This is a genomic window from Brevibacillus sp. 7WMA2, assembly GCF_010748895.1.
GTDB classification, from domain to species: Bacteria; Bacillota; Bacilli; order Brevibacillales; family Brevibacillaceae; genus Brevibacillus_B; species Brevibacillus_B halotolerans.
Map to the genome: position 1 here is coordinate 3,747,862 of NZ_CP048799.1, position 17,550 is coordinate 3,765,411.

Here is a 17,550-nt window from a genome sequence, read left to right on the forward strand (position 1 = left end):
ACTATCATAAATTTAGTCTCAATTTTTGATAATTTTTATTAACTCATGTTCATTGTCTAACCGATTTGTTTTCTTAGAAAAAAACATGTATTCTGAGCCATTCTTTTTTTCTTGTAATGTATACGATAAATTAAAGGTAATTGAATCATACTTAGAATACATCTGTTTAATTTCACTAGTTGTATCGTAGGTAACAATCCATTTGCGATTAGCCATCGTATTATTAATTGTTTTAGCTAGATTATCGTGGTCTCCGTGGTTATAAAAGTTTGTATATAACCCTCGCCCCTTTTTATAGTAGGGTGGATCAAAAAATGTAAATGAGTTTCTAGTCTTTGTTATTTCTGATTCAATGAAATCCATTGCATCCATGTTAAATATTTTGATAGCGTCTTTATACTCGGATATTCTCAGTATTCTCTTGATCAGATCAGCTTTATTAAATCTGCAATCAATTAAGTAGTTCCCTGTTTGTTCCAAACCACCTATTGGTCCCGCTTTGTCTATAATACCTGACCTATTTACTCTATTTAAAAAAAAGGTAGAAAACCCTACATTAAGTTCCTCATGATCATACACATTTTCTCTAATCAATTTTTGATGATGCCACTCGTCGATTGTAATCGGCGTATTTTGAATTAACCTAATAAAATCATCTGTTCTGTTTAGAACACTATCCCAAAAACAATAAATTGAATAATCATAATCATTTATGATTATCCTCTTAACTACACCATTAAACAACAGTGCAAAAGACAGAGCAGAACCTCCTGCAAATGGCTCGACATATGTAGAACAATTGTTATTTGCGACTAACCTGCTTATAAATCGATATAACTTATATTTTCCCCCTGGATATCTTAAAGGCGATGGATTTATCAATTATTTCACTTCTTTCTATGTTGAGAGATACTTTGTGCGATAGAAGAATGTATACAACCAAGTATAGCATTTTAACAGAAAATGAGATATACTACCATCCTAAATTAAACCAATAATTCCAAAAAACCTCGTTCTAAAGAGAAACGAGGCTCAAAAAAGAATCATATTTTTCATTTGTTTTTACTCTTAACATTCTCGTCCGACACCTCTTTTTCAACATAGTCTCTTAAACTTATTATATAGTGTTTATCAAATACAATCTCCTGCCTAATCTTGTGTACCATCACTTATGATAAGGCTCACCCCGACTAATCCGAAACGCCCGATAAATCTGCTCTACTAGCACCAATCGCATCAATTGATGGGGAAATGTCATCTTAGAAAACGACAGCTTCGCATCCGCTCGCTTCAACACCTCATCTGCCAGCCCCAGCGATCCGCCAATTACAAACGCCACCTGACTACGTCCGTGCAGCGCTAGCTTATCCATTTCGCTAGATAGCTTCTCAGACGACCACATCTGCCCCTCGATAGCCAACGCGATCACGTAATGGTCCTGCTTGATATGTGCTAATATCCGCTCGCCTTCCTTGCGCTTGACCTGCTCCATTTCCGTAGCACTTAGCTCTTCCGGGGCTTTCTCATCGTTTACCTCGACGACATTTAGCTTGCAATAAGCCGACAAGCGCTTGACATACTCGGCGATGCCTTCCTTTAAGTACTTCTCCTTTAGCTTCCCGACCGTAATAATTGTAATCTGCACTTCTCCTACATTCCCTTCACATGCAATAGCACGATTTTGCCTGGTTGTTTACATTCCATGCAGGTGGCTGGGATTTCTCCTAATTCTACTTCATCTATGGAAAACGTATCTGGTGCCACATCGTGATAATTCACATAATCGTCCAGCTCCGTTTCAATATGCTCCATACAGATCACACGGATTGGATGCTCCTCATGAAGTGGTGTTTCTTTTCCTTGAATCACGATTGTTTTAGCCATGATGTAATATACCCCCGCTTTATAGTAAGTCGTCTCTCATTCTCGACTAAGAGATCGACTTTAGATTCATACTCAAATTGATTGATTTTCTCACTCTCCTAGTCTACCCCAGATGAGTAATGAATCAAAGGTGAATGGGCATAAAAAAGACAGCTCTTTCATAAGCCGTACCCAAAACAAGATAAAATTTGACTCTTTTTATCTATTATTTTCAATTAAAAAAACGGCTAGCCAAACACATATTTACTGCCTTACTGACAGCTAGACCAAAAAAGAGCCGGTTTTCCCCATGTTAAGAATATAACCAGCTGTCTGTCTAGCTCAAAATCTTCACCGTCTTTTATATCTATGATCATTCTAATTATTGTTCTTCCTCTTCATCTAAAGCCTCGGGATAGTATCTTTTAATAATGTCATTGGTGGTTTCTTTGCTTGTTGCGTGTATAAATCTTGAGTAAACCTCTACCCCGGTTGTTATCTCTGAATCGTTAAGCTCAAATGCATGGAGTGAACATACAAATTGATCCTTAACTTGTTCACCATAGTAATTTAGATATTCATGTTCAGCCTTTTTTGCATATTCTTCTGCCAATTTGCAAGCCTGTTCGGTATCTGTAGCTTTCACTATTATGATGCTTTCCTCCAAAAGTTTATTGTCCTTGCTTACATAATAGTCGGCATTTATTTTATCGGGAAGTGGAGCGCCTGAATGGATAGATTCAAATAGAACCTTTACTGAATACCATTTCATTCTACATTCATTCGATAAAGCATTTTCCATACAAATCTCCCCTCTCATCAACTACAACTTTTAGGTATGTTAATGAAAAGCTACCCCTGAAGTGGGTTTAAGTAAACCTATTATTACTTTTCAAATCAATCACCTGTTAATAAATGTACCCGTTTTTTTAGCTTGGAATCAGATCATCATTTCATTTGTCTTGCGTTAATGTTAGAATATTAATGTAATTATCTCACTTTTAAAGGTAAGGAGGAAATACCCGATGAAAAAGAGATCGATTAAATTTTTATCTTTTGGTATTGGGTATTCTACCGCTGTTTTTTTCTAGAATTGATTAATGACGGGATAAGTCTGTCTAAAATCAAGAAAGATGAAAAAACAGTGAAAATATATGACATATCCATAAGTTATATGTTTTCTATTTAAAAGGAGACTTTTACAATGAATAATCATGTGATCAAAAGATATAATCCAGAAAATATAGCGAGACCTGTCGGGAACTATAGTCATGTAACAAAAATAAGCAGAAATGCTGAAATGTATGTATTTTCTGGGCAAATTGGTATAGATCAGAACAATAATATACCCACAGATTTTAATCAACAAGTGACAAACACAATGAATAATATCGTTGAAATCCTTTCTTCTCAAAATTTGACTCCCGATCATGTCATTAAGGTTAATATTTGGGCCACAGAAGAAATTGATTGGGAGCATTTCGATGAGATTTGGAATCAAGTATTCGGTACCACACCTCCTTCAATGACGATTGCATACATTAAAGGATTAGGGTTACCGGAATTAAAAATTGAATTAGATGTTTGGGCAGCAGGTTGATTTTAGTAACTCTAAAACAGGCTGTCTCCAAAACCATTAAGGTAAGATCATGATATAAAAAGATAAAAAAAGACCATCCTTTTTCAGTGAAAATCTGAAAATGAAGGATGGTCTTTGCTTTGTACTTTATCCATCACCGATGCTTGTATTGGAATGAGCGAGAAATTACCCGATAGGGCTTTTCACATGCCTAAAATTTATGCTGGCAAGTAAAAATCAACAGGTTTTCTCATTCTCAGCTTTTCCTTTTCACTAGCTTGATGACGAAGGAGACCGCCAGCAACACTTGATTTGCTGGCGGTCCCCCTCATTACTCTATTATTTACGGAAATTGCGGTTGTAGCTGTTCCTGATTCTGCTGTGGCTTTTCCCCGAGTGTTACTTTAACCTCTTTCTTAAATCCATCTCGATACAGAGTGATCGATACGGTTTCACCTGCTTTTTTATTCAGGGTGAAGTATTTCAATAGCTGTGCACTGCTATTAATTGGAGTATCGTCTAGTTGGGTAATGACATCGTATTGTTTCAAGCCACCCTTAGATGCTGGAGAGAAGCTTCCTACGTCCATAGCAACTACACCTGTTTTCACTTCGTTTGGTAGATTCAATACTTCCTTCCACGCATATTTTGGTACGTCTGTTAGGTCGCGCGGTGTTACGCCAAGGTAGGCACGTTTTAGATAGCCATCCTGCATAAGACGTGGAATGATGTTTTTCACATCGTTAATAGGGATCGCAAATCCAAGACCTTCTACGCCCTCACGAGAGATTTTCAAGGTATTAATTCCGATTACCTGGCCATAGATGTTGACCAGAGCACCGCCGCTGTTTCCTGGGTTAATGGCTGCGTCTGTTTGGATAACGTCCAGCTCCCAGTCTACAACGCCGTCATCATTTACGTCTGTCGGCATGGAGCGGCTTTTCGAACTGATAATTCCTTGTGTAACGGTACGAGAGAAGTCCAAACCTAACGGGTTACCAATCGCAATGGTTGGTTCCCCTACTTTTAACGTGCTAGAATCACCTAGCTCGGCAACTTTTGTTACCTTCGATCCATCTATTTCTAACACGGCCAAATCGTTGTATGCGTCAGCTCCAAGGACTTTAGCGGTCACTTTGTCTCCGCTTGCTAGACTGACTTCAATGCTTTGCGCCCCTTGTACAACGTGATTGTTCGTGATGATATGCGCTTTTCCATCTTTCTTTTCGAAAATGACACCAGAGCCTACACCGGCCGCGACGTTACCTGTTTGTCTGGTCCAGAGGTTAGCTACCCGTTTGATGTTGGTAATTCCGACCACAGCATCCTCTGTTTTTTCCACTGCGCTGGTGATCGCTGTTTCCACATTCACGCTTACAGGCTGGTTGGTTTTCGTTGAGATCGTCGATGCTGTCACGGCTGCTTGATTAGCATCTGCTCCATTTTTTAAAGGTAGATTCAGATAACCTGTTTTGGAGATGACTGGCGTAAGCATAAGTACGACCAAACCTCCAATGACGGCTGATGTGACAGAGGTCACGATATATTTGCCCATGCCGGAACGGCTGGCTTTTTTCTTTGGCTCCGTTTCATAAAAATCATTATCGTAATAACCCATAACAATTACTCCTTTCGTTCTAGCAGGAATAAAAGATATTTTTGTAATTAAGAGCTTACATATTCTTGCTGTAGTAACAGTATACGCAGGCATTGAGGCAAATTAACGTTAGAAATATGGAAAGGTTGTGGAATGAATCTCGTCCATTCGCATAAGATGAGGAGGAAGCGTCAAGAATGGGGTTATGCATACATATTCAAGGCTTTCCTACCCGCACTAAACTGATAAAAAGAAAGGACGTGCTTCACATGAAACAGCCCTTTTCTCCCTTAGACCAGCTAGACATTTTGGCCAAGCTCAGCGATCTGCGAAATGTAGATTACCATAATACGTTAGTGCTTCATGCCATTATTGAGTTATTGACCGAAAAAGGACTTCTTAATCATGAAGAGGTAACTGCTAAAGTCCAGCAATTAGACAGCCGCATGAATACACAGATCATGGAAAAATCCTGTCCAAAGGGATTGCAGACCATGCAAAAAAGCCACGACCATACAGCCGTTAATTTTCAAGCCGCCCCAAAAGCTCCTAACGGAAGCTATGTGCCGACCAAGCCACAATAAATCAAGGAAGGCTATCAATGTTTCTACAGCACTTCCAACCTCGTCGGACGATGCGGATAGGTTTCCCGCAAGTGCACATCATTTCCGACATGCAGGCCCTTTTCCTCCAAGATATTTTTCACCGTAAGCTTTGCCAGATCCATCATATTGTTTTCTTTGCTTAAATGAGCCAGGAATACACGCTCTGCTCGCCCGCCAAGAATATCTGTCAAAGCTTCGCCGGCCATTTCATTGGAAAGATGGCCAACATCGCTTAAAATCCTGCGCTTAATACTCCAAGGATATTGCGACATGCGTAGCATATCCACATCGTGATTTGCTTCAAAAATGTAGGCATCTGCTCCACGAATAACTTCCTTGATTCGGTCACTTACATAGCCGAGGTCGGTCGCGATACTCAGCTTTTTATTATCCGCATGCATACAAAAGCCCATTGGCTCGACAGCATCGTGGGAGATTCCAAATGATTCAACCGTGATATCACCGAATTCCATCGTTTGGCCCACCTCAAAGAGTTGCTTCTGTCCCTCAGGGATCGTTCCTATCAGCTTGTCCAGCTCACCCCATGTTTTTTGTGTAGTATAAATCGGGATGCCATAGCGCCTTGCCATGACACCCACACCTTTGATATGGTCGGAATGCTCGTGTGTTACTAGAATGGCCTGCAAATCACTTGGCTTTACGCCAACCTCTTCTAAACACGCCTCCGCTTGTTTCCCCGTAAGACCGACGTCGATCAATAAAGAAGTACGCTCTGTTCCTACATAGATCGAATTCCCTGTACTTCCACTGGCTAACACACTAAATTGCAACAGATATCCCTCATTCCTCTATTCGACCATTCCCTTTTTATCTAGTGGTCGCTCCATCGTCCCAGTAAATCCATTCATATATTCAACCTTATTGCCATGCTGAAAACGCCACACAGGCGCTAACACCTGTATCTCAGCGTCATATTTAAACCCATAATAGCCGAGTGAGATGCTATCAATGCTTTCTCCGCTCTTAATCACTTCTTTTTCAATTAGAGAGCGCAGGGCTGTGTAAGCCGTAATGATTTTCCGACCTGAGCCCTGATTTTTCACCAGTAAATAAGTCTGCTTATACCCTCTGATAAATCCATCAGCAATGTGTAGCTCTAGTGGTGCGACGAACATCGGCAGTCCATCATGCGTCTGCCAATAAATTGGTGCAGATAAACTCCAGTTGACATCCTCTTTATACTGATCTGCGAATTTAATCGTGTTGTATAGTTGATGTAAGACATCCTTTGGACTTTTAAAATCTCGTATGGGGATTGGCTTTTCAAGGCGTGATTCTAGCACGGTATTGTCTACCACTACCTGCTGGTCTGCCATCTCCTCCTGTTCAAAGGTAGCCGAGGTCACATACTCCACATACAGATAGTTTAATAGAGGTGTTTCCTGTGGGATATCCATCTTGATCGTGATATTTTGCTTTGATAGATAGTTTTCAATCTCCCATTGCGTGCTTTGCGCAGATTCTGACTCTACGCCATGCTGCAATTTTGATAGGTACACCTGATAGCCAAGAAACAAATTAAGCGTCAGGAAGGCAAGAATCAGAATGGTTTTCGTCCTACTCCAGTCCACTCACTTTCCCTCCTTTTGGCACGGCACTGCGAACATCAATGATTTTATTATACACGCCTTCCAACTGCACCACCCAGGCTGGGATTAATTGCATGTAGCCCTTTTGTTCTACCAATTGATAGGCCAAATAGATGTTACTGATTTTTTCCGTATCAATTTTATTCTCTTGTAAATAGGTGATCAGATCAGCACCAGAAGCAACATTCACTTCCTTATAGCCGAAGAACGTATCCAAATCAATCAACGATCTTCTCATTGATTGAACCTGTCCTTTATCCATATTAAGTTGGATATTATCAATTAATTTAGAGTCCTGGCTGATGATCGGGAAAGCGCCTAGATATTGACGGAAAACGATTTGGGAGCTGCCCTCTGTGCGTTGCTCCATTGACCGTAAGCGAAATTCATCAATCCATCCCATGTGCTGATTTATAAAAGAAACGCTCTCCTGAAGCTGTTCATAGGCAGTCATTTGCGTATCGCCAGCTTGCCAAACAGGTGTGGTGAGAGTCATTAAATGCTGCCCATTACGCACCTGAACAGATCGAGTACCATCTGTATAAATATTCGTGCCATCTCGCTCTACAATCTGTCTGACCAAGCCCGGATCAAGAAAATAACTCTCCAGTAGTTGCTTGCGTGAGATTGGCAGATAGTTGTAATTATACATGCTCATGACACTCTGCTTTTTTGGTAGATAATAAACGCTCCAGAAGGATTGCTTATTTTGTACAATATACGGTGATCTTTGCGGGTCCTTATACGTTTTTAGAATCTGCTCCGGTAAATTCTTACCAAACAACAGATAAGAATTGCGTAAATCTTTCGGGCTTACGGCTGTCTTGGCTCGAAAGCTCTGGTGATCCTTCGTTGACAAAAATAGAGCATACACCGTATCATCTGCTTCCTCATAATACAGCCAGACTCTGTCTATTCCTGTTAAGCGCTGATCAACGTCACGCAATGTCAGTACCTGCTCCATAACGGAAATGGGGATGAGCGAGTTATATTGCAGCTCTAATCCCAGCTTTTTACGAGTCAAGCTATCCCACTTGTCTTCCGTCATCGGGTAATAGCTAAATTCATTAAAGTACCAATTCTGCACCTGTCCCATCAGGATTCGATACACATCATCACTGGAGTTTGCTTTGGTATGACGATCTTCGCCATAATGAAAAAGAATGGAATCGGGAACCACAAAATCCTTAGCTTGCTTAGATGCCCCCTGTTTGTCGGCAGGGACGAATGTGGCAGGTGATATAAATTCTAGCTGAGGCTGATTGTTGAGAAGAAGGGAAGTCAAAATCAGACTGAGCAGTACCAATACCACAAGCACGACAGACTTTATATTCTCCATCCGCTCTCTGCTCAAGCTTCCTCTCCTCCTTTAGCTAACGGAATCCAGAATGTGACGATGGTCCCTTCATTCCACTCACTTGAGATTTGTATCTCTCCACCATGAGCTTCTACCAAGTCCTTCGCGATGGCTAGTCCTAGACCTGTGCCTCCCTGACTGCGAGACCTTGCTTTATCTACGCGATAAAAACGTTCAAAAATAAACCGTAAATCCCGCTTAGGAATCCCGATTCCTGTATCTTTTACAGAAATATATGCGCGTTGTTGTTCATTATCGGCACGTGCCTCTACCGTTACTTCCCCGCTCTCTGGTGTATATTTGATCGCGTTAGACAACAGATTATCCAGAACCTGAGTAATTGCATCATCGTCCATATAGACATCATCCAGACCTTCTGAATGGAATAGCTTGAGCTTGATCCCATTTTGTTCACACTGCATCGCAAAACGCTGGGTTGCGTATTGTAAAAGCTCTGTCATGCTTATTTGCTTTCGATTTAATTGAACACCCTGCGCATCAAATCGTGTAAGCTGCAATAAATCATTGACCAGTCGAATCATCCGATCCGTCTCATTCATCGTGACACGTAAGAATTGATTCGATAGCTCTGGCACTTCTACTGCTCCATCCATGAGTGCTTCTGTGTAGCTTTTAATGGTAGTCAGCGGAGTGCGTAGTTCGTGTGAGACATTAGCCACAAAATTACGGCGTTGTTGCTCTGTACGTTCCTGCTCTGTAACATCCTGCAACACGGCAATAATTCCACCCTTTTTGCCACTATCCTGCTGGAGCGGGGTAATTAAGACTCGCAGCATAATCACTTCACGATTGGATACCATCATCTCTAGGAGCAGAGGCTCCACCTCCTGAAACAAAGGCATTTCTTCCTCAGGCGGCAGGCGTAGCACATCATAGATACTGCGTTTTTGATCTAACACATCCGCTTCCTGTACCTCAAGCATTTCTTCTGCTGATCGATTCATTAAAATGATCGTGCCATCCCGGTCAGTCGCCATAACACCATCGCTCATATTTGCTAAGATTTGCGATAGTTTTTCCCGCTCCTCCTCCTCTAGTAAAACCGCCTCTTTTAAACGAGCTGTCATATAGTTAAAGGTACTGCCAAGCTGGCCAATCTCATCATCGCTGTAAATGCGCACCGATCGGTTAAAGTCACCGTTCGCTACCGCCTTGGCCTGCCGAGTCATTTCTTTGACTGGCTTGGTGATGGTTTGGGCTAATAAATATCCCAACACTGCCGTTACTACTAAAGCGATAAACGTTCCTGTAGCAAAAATATTAGTGGTTTGACGAATGGTCGTATACAGGCTCTCAATCGAGGCAACCATGTACACAGCTCCGTATACCACATTCCCCTTTTTGATGGGGACGGCTAGCACTTTTACTCGCCCCTCCGTAACAGGATCAATACGCATTGATTCATTGCGCGTTCCAAGAAGCGCGATCGTAATTTCCTTCTGGGCAGTACGTTGCCCGATAATCGCCGGATTATCTTCAGAGGTACTAATCACCGTTCCATTCGCATCGACTACCTGTACATGCGCCTCCTTAAAGGACATGTTGCGAATCAGATTATCTATATCGGTTTTGACATCCTGTCCGTTATGGTCATCAGGACTGCGTGTCTGACTAAAATATTTCTCTAATAGAGTAGACAATAAGGTAGCCTGTCCGTTTAAGCCTTCTGAAAAGTTGTTGGTATAGTACTTTTCTATTTCACGAGTAAAATAGGCCCCAATGACCTGCATGGCCATTAGTAGTAACAGCATATAGATGACGACTACCTTCCACTGAACTGTTTTGAACAGCTTCAGCTTACCCATGAAGTGATCCCCCCGTAGAAGTCTGTTTCATGGTGTAGCCTAGTCCACGTCGTGTAATGATATAAGTAGGCTGACTCGGGTCATCCTCAATCTTTTCTCTAAGGCGTCTAATGGTGACATCGACTGTTCGCACATCACCGAAATAATCATAGCCCCATACCGCCTGTAGCAAATGCTCTCGTACCATAACCTGTCCTTGATGCTTTGCCAAATAAACAAGCAATTCAAATTCCCGATGGGTTAATTCGAGAGTCTCACCTTGTTTTTTTACGGTATAAGAATGCAAGTCTATCTCTAAATCCCCAATACGGAAAAAATGCTTGTTCTGTTCCCCTTGCTTTGGTTTTTGCCTGCGTAAATGGGCTTTGACACGGGCTAATAGCTCACGTGTACCAAATGGTTTCGTCACATAATCATCGGCTCCTAATTCTAAGCCTAATACCTTATCCAATTCCGAATCCTTAGCCGTAAGCATGATGATCGGCATCTCGTATTCCTGACGGACAATCCGACACACATCCATCCCATCTCGGCCAGGCAACATAATATCTAATAAAATCAAATCAGGCTTTTCTTGATGTACCAACCGAAGAGCTTCCTCACCATCGTATGCGCACACCACTTGATAGCCTTCTTTTTCTAAAGCGAATTTTAATATATCAGCAATTGGTTTTTCATCATCCACTACGAGGAGTTTCGCCAATGGATTCACTCCTTTCGACTACTTGATCTATTCGTGTACTCTATCCATTCCACTTTAACGAATAATTCCCTTTCAAGCAATCTACAGAGCCTCACATAACTAGTAGAGAAAAAGAAAACAGACCACCCTGACATCTCTGTCAGAATTGGTCTGTTGAATTGTCTATAGTTAGCGTAACACAGAAAGCGGGTTTAACAAACGCCCGTTTTTGTGCACTTCAAAATGAAGATGGACACCTGTAGAGTCACCTGTAGATCCCATAATGCCAATGGCTCCACCTTTGCTGACAACTTGTCCAACTTTTACCTTTGCACTGCGCAAATGTCCATAAAGGGTTTGCGTGCCATTCCCATGATTAATCGTTACGGAAATACCATAGTCTCCATTCCAGCCAGCTTGGACAACGCGACCGTTATCTGCTGCTTTCACTGTACCTGATCCCGCAATATCAATACCTTTATGCATACGTCCCCAGCGAGTTCCAAACCCACTGCTAATATAGCCCCTAGCTGGCCAAGCAATACGACCGGTACCACGGTCCGCTATGACCTTCGTACCTTTTTCAATAATTTTTGAAACGGGTTGTTGAATCATATCTTCATCGACCATCTTTGTTGCTACAAGCTGACCATTTTCTTTTACATATTCGTACTGAACACGTTTTAAACCATTCTTACCCTCGCGAACTACTTTCGTTTCACCTTTAGGCATTTTGGCATTCGATTTTGTTTCAATTTGATAAAAAATATTTTCGTCCTTAGTCGCGTTTTCCACCACTTGAACCGTCACATAAGGGCGAATCTCGGTAACATTTAATTTTTGATCCAATTGAAGCAACGTATTCTCAGTAACACCAGGATTGTTTTTAAATATCTCTTTTTGGGTAATTCCATATTTTTTAGCAATTCCGCTAACTGTATCACCAGGCTTAACAGAATGTATTGTTTCTTGTGCCGTACCTTTAACTAATACTTCCTCTAGCTTGTTAGCCGGTATAATCTTATCAGCCGGTACAGTTTCTGTATCTAGAGAGACCTTTTCCTTGAACGAAACTGACTTAATCTGTTTGTCAGTCGATAGGGAAGCCGCCATAACTTCTGGTTTCTTCGTTTTATTCGTCGGAACGCCACTGTATCGTTCCTTGATATCAGCTAAAACTTTATCCGCTTGTTCTTGATTAGCCGCATACCCCACAAGTTTGTCCCCAACCATTACCTTGATGGCTTCAACCTGAAGATTTGCTTCCTTTTCAAGTGTTTGAAGTGTTTCTTGATTGTTTACCTGCCCTTTAAACACCTTTTCTTCTGCAAAGGTGATATTATCACTTAGCGTAAGCGGGGCATGATGTTTCTGTTCCTGTTCCTTTAAGCGCTCTTCCGTCCATTGCCTCACTACTTCAGGGTTGTCCACCACACCCATCTCTTTACCATTTAGCATGACATGATAAAGGGGAGTCATATTAGAAGTGTAGTAATAATTCGCATAGGTTACGCTAGTAGCACCCATTACAAGTGTCACAGCTACAGTAACAGATTGTTTCTTATGGCTAAGGATATATGCCCAAGCACGGTCTGCAATTCGTCTGGAACTTTGATTACATGTATCAAGCAATGGCTTGACACGCTGAACCAACCAGTCTTTCCATTCGGCCGGTCGCATCATTAATACCTCCTATAAGCCTTTCCAACATCAACATTACTCGCGCAAAAGTTGAAAAAACAAAATGTTCCAGCACATTGTGTCTGGAGTTAAATTATACCTGTCAAATTTCCTAATTAAGCCAACTTATTAAACTGTATCACATCACAGCAATCGACATCAAGTGTAAAATCCGGTCGAATAAATAGTAATGTGTCGAGTAATAATAAAGTCACAAGATTGTAAAAGAATAACAAGGTACTATTTACCTGTATATGAACGATGATTTTCATAGGAAATAATACCCATGACATGTAAAAGCAAGGGCAGTCGTCACTGATCAAAAAATAAGTCAGTTCGTACATACTTCTCAACAACTGGAGGCAATTTCTATGAAAGAAATTAGTATTTTAGCAGGATTTTCATCCCTTCAGAGCGCTCAACAGGCAGCAAACGAATTACAGCAGCTAGGATGCTCCACAGTTAAGATTGATGAGGTAAGTAGCTATCCGGGAAAAGGTGTAGACCGCATAATGAATCCCATTACTGGGGAAATGCCCAATTTAGGAAGTATGACGTTAAGCGGAGACTTTCCTTCTGGTCGTGATGCTAGTGTGCTAGCAGCTTCTGACCCTTCTGCTAGCGGCATGGCTGATCGAGGTGCTGAGGCTACTATGCCAAACCTGCTGCTAACCTGCCTAGTGGATGATGCCATCAGTAGTAAGGCCAATCAGATTATCCAATCTCATGGCGGGCTGATTTAACCTATCTGGACCTCTTAGGAATAAGGAAAAGAGACTGTTTTGAAACGTCTACATGTAGTCATATAGACGTAGAAAACAGTCCTTTTTCCTGTTACCCCTGTTTTTTTGTGGTGCAGCCAAATCAAACGTATTACATGACTTATCGTGTTTTTTAATCAATAACCCCTGCCATTCTAATGTACATAATCGTGCATAATTTAGTTAATAGCCACCATTGAGGTGATGTCACGTATGGATAGTCTGCGAATTTCTTTCTTTTTGTTTGTATCATTCTCTCTTTTGCCAAGTACGAAGCAAACATATCCTTTGCTTACATGAGTCATCGTCCCGCTGATGATTACACCATTAAACATTTTAACTTCCACATCTTTGCCAACCAGTGTCATTGCTTTTTGATCGAATCCCATTATCAAGCACCCCGTTTTCATTTGGTATACGATAAGATATGCCCAGATGGTGGGTACTGGTGACTGTCCCAAACAATTTTTTTACGAAGAGGTAGAAAAATCATTATTTCCGTTCATAAAAAAGCGGTTCCTATGCTAGTGATAAGCATAAGAACCGCTTTTTTTCATTTGGCAAGAGCCTATACGTAAATGCCTCTTACTACATTTGTCTGTTCACGGTCAGGCCCAACGGAGAAGATAGACATAGGTACTCCTGTTAGCTGTGTGATACGCTCGATATAGTGACGAGCAGTAGCAGGCAAATCATTTAAATCACGTATGCCCGTGATATCTTCACTCCAACCCTCAAGCTCTTCATATACTGGCTCACATTCAGCCAGTACCTTTAAGCTTGCTGGGAATTCGTTTAGAATCTCACCTTTGTACTTATAAGCCGTACAAATTCGAAGTTTGTCGATGCCAGATAGTGTATCTAGCTTCGTAATTGCTAAACCAGTGATACCACTCACGCGACGAGCATGACGAACCACCACAGTATCAAACCAGCCGATACGGCGAGGTCTTCCTGTTGTTGTACCGAATTCAAAGCCTACCTCACGGATGTGATCTCCTGTTGCATCGTGTAATTCTGTAGGGAATGGACCGTCTCCTACACGTGTTGTATATGCTTTCGCCACGCCAATTACTTGATGAATTTTGGATGGTCCTACACCAGAACCGATAGTCACCCCACCAGCGATCGGGTTAGACGATGTTACATATGGATAAGTACCTTGGTCAATATCTAACAGTACCCCTTGAGCACCTTCAAATAGCACACGGTTTCCATTATCAATAACGTCATTTAATACGACTGATGTATCAGTTACGTATGGACGAATGATTTCAGCATACTTCAGATACTCTTCATAGATATCTTCTAGTTTAAAGCCTTCTTCGTTATAAAGCTTCTCAAGAACGCGGTTTTTCTCAACTAGGTTCCGAGCTAACTTTTCCTTAAACTCTTCTTTGTCCATCAAATCAGCGATACGAATACCAATACGCGCTGCTTTATCCATGTAAGCAGGACCGATACCTTTACGAGTAGTACCGATTTTGTTTTGGCCTCTGCTCTCTTCTTCTACTCCATCCAGCTTAATATGGTATGGCAGAATAACATGAGCACGATCGCTAATTTTTAAATTATTCGTAGTGAATCCATGACCATGCAGATATTCTAGCTCTGCTACCAATGCCTTAGGATCAATAACCATGCCGTTTCCAATTACGCAGATTTTATCCTTATAAAAGATCCCGGATGGAATCAAATGGAGCTTATATTTATTCCCATCAAAAATAATTGTATGACCAGCATTGTTACCACCCTGGTAACGTGCTACTACCTCTGCTGTTTCTGCTAAGTAATCTGTAATTTTTCCTTTTCCTTCATCGCCCCATTGGGTTCCTACAACCACGACTGTTGACAATGAACACACCTCCTGATTAATAATCAGAAAAACAAACTCATTTTACTAAAGCAACGAACAGATGTCAACCAAATCACGAACATTTTATAATCCTTATTACTATATGTTCGTAAATACATATTCATTTTATGCCAATAAGAAGCAGGCTTCCCTGTCCTTTTACCTATTTTTCTTAGTATATGTCAAAAAAAGAAAAACAGGCGAAAATAAGCTCTTGTGTACCTAGTAAAAATAAGAAATGCATTATTTTCTGCCCGTCATAACACAAAAAAAGCCATCTTCTTGAAATGGAAGATGGCTCGTTTTTGTTAGCCTACATCCCGATAACGATGATCTAAGCTGACGAATTTATTAAATTCCTTTAAGAAAACAAGCTCAACGGTCCCGGTAGGACCATTACGTTGCTTGGCAATGATAATCTCAATAATATTTTTGGCCTCAGTTTCCTTATCGTAGTAATCATCACGATATAGGAAGGCAACAATATCAGCATCCTGCTCAATGGAACCTGATTCACGAATATCTGACATCATTGGACGTTTATCTTGTCGCTGCTCAACAGAACGGCTTAACTGTGACAAAGCAATGATAGGTACATTTAACTCACGGGCTATCCCTTTTAACGTACGTGAGATCTCAGATACCTCCTGCTGTCGGTTGTCACCTTTTCCTCGTCCCTGAATTAACTGTAAGTAGTCAATTAGAATGAGACCTAATCCTTTTTCAGTTTGAAGACGTCGACATTTTGCACGAATATCCTGTACGGTTATACCTGGTGTATCATCAATATAGACGGGGGCCTTCGCTAAAGTACCAATTGCCATCGTTAGCTTTTGCCAATCATCCTCTTCCAACCCACCAGAGCGCATACGGGAAGCATCTAGATTCCCTTCCGCACAAATCATACGTTGTACAAGCTGAGACGCTGACATCTCAAGAGAAAAGATAGCTACTGTTTCATTCGCCCTCGCGGCAACGTTCTGCGCTACGTTCAAAGCAAACGCTGTTTTACCTACAGAAGGACGAGCAGCTAAAATAATCAGGTCAGATCGTTGAAAACCTGCCGTCATTTTATCTAAATCAGGATAACCAGATGGAATACCTGTTATATCGCCTTTTCTTTGGCTTAAAAATTCAATACGCTCATAGGTTTCCATCAAAGCATCACGAATAGGAATAAACCCTCCGCTATTGCGGTTTTGTGCGATCTCTAGGATATATTTTTCCGCATCCGCAATGATTTCGCCTACTTCATCCTCACGTGAGTAGCCATCATTAGCAATTTTAGTTGCTGTACGAATTAATCGACGAAGCAATGATTTCTCTTCTACGATCTTGGCATAATACTCAATATTGGCCGCTGTAGGAACAGAGCTAGCGAGGGATGTTAAATAGACAACACCACCCGTTTCTTCCAAGACCTTTTGATCCTGTAAATCTGCCGTAACGGTTACAAGGTCAACAGGCTCTCCTCTTTCATAAAGAGCAAGCATGGTATTGAAGATACGCTGGTGAGAAGTTTTATAGAAGTCTTCTGGGCGAAGGAGTTCCATCGCAGTAATAAGCGCTTCTTTGGATAAGAAAATCGCACCCAACACCGATTCTTCCGCCTCTATATTTTGCGGCGGCACTCGGTCCAAATATAAATCGCTCACTTCACACCCCTCAACTTCTGTTCAAATTTTACTCTTCTACTACATGTACTTTTAAAATTGCTACAACATCATGATGGAGCTTTGTTTTTACTTGTGTAACACCTAAAGAACGAATAGGCTCCATATCTAATTTTCGTTTATCCACTTTTACGTTAAATTGCTCTTCCAACGCTTCTACTACCTGCTTGCTGGAAATCGCACCAAAAAGACGTCCGCCCTCACCGGCTTTCCCTTTTATTTTAACGGTCATTTCATTCATTTTCTCAGCCAATTGTTGGGCTTCTAATTTTTCTTGCTCTTTTCTTTTATCTTCACTCTTTTTTTGTGCCTCTAAATTCTTAACGTTTCCCTCTGTTGCTTCTTTTACTAAGCCTCTAGGAAGTAAGAAATTGCGTACGTAGCCCTCAGACAATTCCTTGATTTCACCTTTTTTTCCTTGTCCTTTTACATCCTTCAAAAAGATTACTTTCATTTGAAACG

Annotated in this window: 18 protein-coding genes; 3 read left to right on the forward strand and 15 right to left on the reverse strand. The window is 41.1% G+C overall.

What is annotated here, in order from left to right:
• Positions 1-18 precede the first annotated feature (18 nt).
• The 4 genes from GOP56_RS15700 to GOP56_RS15715 all read right to left on the reverse strand — a co-directional run bounded on the left by GOP56_RS15700 (position 19) and on the right by GOP56_RS15715 (position 2,665).
• The gene (locus GOP56_RS15700; protein WP_371807971.1) at positions 19-882 is read right to left on the reverse strand and encodes a DNA adenine methylase; all 864 of its coding nucleotides are present in this window, start codon (positions 880-882) and stop codon (positions 19-21) included.
• Between the two features lie 283 nt (positions 883-1,165).
• A complete protein-coding gene (gene rlmH / locus GOP56_RS15705) occupies positions 1,166-1,645 on the reverse strand; it encodes a 23S rRNA (pseudouridine(1915)-N(3))-methyltransferase RlmH (RefSeq protein ID WP_003344580.1) in 480 nt (159 codons plus the stop codon).
• A 5-nt stretch (positions 1,646-1,650) separates the two neighbouring features.
• A complete protein-coding gene (locus GOP56_RS15710; protein ID WP_163246024.1) occupies positions 1,651-1,884 on the reverse strand; it encodes a CxxH/CxxC protein in 234 nt (77 codons plus the stop codon).
• A 361-nt stretch (positions 1,885-2,245) separates the two neighbouring features.
• The gene (locus tag GOP56_RS15715) at positions 2,246-2,665 is read right to left on the reverse strand and encodes a DUF4288 domain-containing protein (RefSeq protein ID WP_163246025.1); all 420 of its coding nucleotides are present in this window, start codon (positions 2,663-2,665) and stop codon (positions 2,246-2,248) included.
• A gap of 402 nt (positions 2,666-3,067) precedes the next feature.
• Between GOP56_RS15715 and GOP56_RS15720 the strand changes: the two genes are divergently transcribed.
• Positions 3,068-3,463 (forward strand): RidA family protein, encoded by a 396-nt coding sequence (locus tag GOP56_RS15720; RefSeq protein WP_096886320.1) that lies wholly within the window; start codon positions 3,068-3,070, stop codon positions 3,461-3,463.
• Positions 3,464-3,785: 322 nt separating this feature from the next.
• On the opposite strand, the gene GOP56_RS15725 is transcribed toward GOP56_RS15720, so the two are convergent.
• Positions 3,786-5,060 carry a S1C family serine protease gene (locus tag GOP56_RS15725; protein WP_163246026.1) on the reverse strand — a complete coding sequence of 425 codons (1,275 nt, stop codon included), beginning with the start codon at positions 5,058-5,060 and terminating at the stop codon, positions 3,786-3,788.
• 248 nt (positions 5,061-5,308) lie between these two features.
• On the opposite strand from GOP56_RS15725, the gene GOP56_RS15730 reads away from it, so the two are divergent.
• On the forward strand, positions 5,309-5,623 hold the full coding sequence (locus tag GOP56_RS15730) for a hypothetical protein (protein ID WP_163246027.1): 315 nt from the start codon (positions 5,309-5,311) through the stop codon (positions 5,621-5,623).
• Between the two features lie 23 nt (positions 5,624-5,646).
• Here the strand turns inward: GOP56_RS15730 and GOP56_RS15735 are convergent, their stop codons facing one another.
• The 6 genes from GOP56_RS15735 to GOP56_RS15760 form a co-directional block, all read right to left on the reverse strand.
• Positions 5,647-6,435 (reverse strand): MBL fold metallo-hydrolase, encoded by a 789-nt coding sequence (locus GOP56_RS15735; RefSeq protein ID WP_003334023.1) that lies wholly within the window; start codon positions 6,433-6,435, stop codon positions 5,647-5,649.
• An 18-nt stretch (positions 6,436-6,453) separates the two neighbouring features.
• Positions 6,454-7,236 (reverse strand): two-component system regulatory protein YycI, encoded by a 783-nt coding sequence (locus GOP56_RS15740; RefSeq protein WP_022586024.1) that lies wholly within the window; start codon positions 7,234-7,236, stop codon positions 6,454-6,456.
• A complete protein-coding gene (locus GOP56_RS15745; RefSeq protein WP_163246028.1) occupies positions 7,223-8,608 on the reverse strand; it encodes a YycH family regulatory protein in 1,386 nt (461 codons plus the stop codon). The genes GOP56_RS15740 and GOP56_RS15745 overlap by 14 nt, the downstream gene beginning before the upstream one ends.
• Positions 8,605-10,437 carry a cell wall metabolism sensor histidine kinase WalK gene (gene walK, locus GOP56_RS15750; protein WP_163246029.1) on the reverse strand — a complete coding sequence of 611 codons (1,833 nt, stop codon included), beginning with the start codon at positions 10,435-10,437 and terminating at the stop codon, positions 8,605-8,607. Before walK ends, GOP56_RS15745 begins: the two co-directional genes overlap by 4 nt.
• Positions 10,430-11,140, reverse strand: a complete 711-nt coding sequence (gene yycF, locus GOP56_RS15755) for a response regulator YycF (protein WP_163246030.1) — start codon at positions 11,138-11,140, stop codon at positions 10,430-10,432. The genes walK and yycF overlap by 8 nt, the downstream gene beginning before the upstream one ends.
• A 168-nt stretch (positions 11,141-11,308) precedes the next feature.
• A complete protein-coding gene (locus GOP56_RS15760) occupies positions 11,309-12,802 on the reverse strand; it encodes a peptidoglycan DD-metalloendopeptidase family protein (protein ID WP_163246031.1) in 1,494 nt (497 codons plus the stop codon).
• A gap of 368 nt (positions 12,803-13,170) precedes the next feature.
• On the opposite strand from GOP56_RS15760, the gene GOP56_RS15765 reads away from it, so the two are divergent.
• The gene (locus GOP56_RS15765) at positions 13,171-13,542 is read left to right on the forward strand and encodes a hypothetical protein (protein ID WP_163246032.1); all 372 of its coding nucleotides are present in this window, start codon (positions 13,171-13,173) and stop codon (positions 13,540-13,542) included.
• Positions 13,543-13,739: 197 nt separating this feature from the next.
• On the opposite strand, the gene GOP56_RS15770 is transcribed toward GOP56_RS15765, so the two are convergent.
• From GOP56_RS15770 to rplI, 4 genes are all read right to left on the reverse strand, one after another.
• Positions 13,740-13,949, reverse strand: a complete 210-nt coding sequence (locus tag GOP56_RS15770) for a hypothetical protein (protein ID WP_003334016.1) — start codon at positions 13,947-13,949, stop codon at positions 13,740-13,742.
• A gap of 179 nt (positions 13,950-14,128) precedes the next feature.
• A complete protein-coding gene (locus GOP56_RS15775) occupies positions 14,129-15,415 on the reverse strand; it encodes an adenylosuccinate synthase (RefSeq protein WP_003334015.1) in 1,287 nt (428 codons plus the stop codon).
• Positions 15,416-15,723: 308 nt separating this feature from the next.
• Positions 15,724-17,070 (reverse strand): replicative DNA helicase, encoded by a 1,347-nt coding sequence (gene dnaB, locus GOP56_RS15780; RefSeq protein WP_003334014.1) that lies wholly within the window; start codon positions 17,068-17,070, stop codon positions 15,724-15,726.
• Between the two features lie 28 nt (positions 17,071-17,098).
• A complete protein-coding gene (rplI, locus tag GOP56_RS15785) occupies positions 17,099-17,542 on the reverse strand; it encodes a 50S ribosomal protein L9 (RefSeq protein WP_003334013.1) in 444 nt (147 codons plus the stop codon).
• Positions 17,543-17,550 lie beyond the last annotated feature (8 nt).

What these genes read in the sequence shown, in the direction of transcription:
- GOP56_RS15710 (WP_163246024.1), bottom strand. Translation starts at nt 1,884, where the DNA reads ATGGCTAAAACAATCGTGATTCAAGGAAAAGAAACACCACTTCATGAG.
- GOP56_RS15730 (WP_163246027.1), top strand. Translation starts at nt 5,309, where the DNA reads ATGAAACAGCCCTTTTCTCCCTTAGACCAGCTAGACATTTTGGCCAAG.
- rplI (WP_003334013.1), bottom strand. Translation starts at nt 17,542, where the DNA reads ATGAAAGTAATCTTTTTGAAGGATGTAAAAGGACAAGGAAAAAAAGGT.
- walK (WP_163246029.1), bottom strand. Translation starts at nt 10,437, where the DNA reads ATGGGTAAGCTGAAGCTGTTCAAAACAGTTCAGTGGAAGGTAGTCGTC.
- GOP56_RS15720 (WP_096886320.1), top strand. Translation starts at nt 3,068, where the DNA reads ATGAATAATCATGTGATCAAAAGATATAATCCAGAAAATATAGCGAGA.
- GOP56_RS15760 (WP_163246031.1), bottom strand. Translation starts at nt 12,802, where the DNA reads ATGATGCGACCGGCCGAATGGAAAGACTGGTTGGTTCAGCGTGTCAAG.
- GOP56_RS15765 (WP_163246032.1), top strand. Translation starts at nt 13,171, where the DNA reads ATGAAAGAAATTAGTATTTTAGCAGGATTTTCATCCCTTCAGAGCGCT.
- GOP56_RS15770 (WP_003334016.1), bottom strand. Translation starts at nt 13,949, where the DNA reads ATGGGATTCGATCAAAAAGCAATGACACTGGTTGGCAAAGATGTGGAA.
- GOP56_RS15715 (WP_163246025.1), bottom strand. Translation starts at nt 2,665, where the DNA reads ATGGAAAATGCTTTATCGAATGAATGTAGAATGAAATGGTATTCAGTA.
- GOP56_RS15725 (WP_163246026.1), bottom strand. Translation starts at nt 5,060, where the DNA reads ATGGGTTATTACGATAATGATTTTTATGAAACGGAGCCAAAGAAAAAA.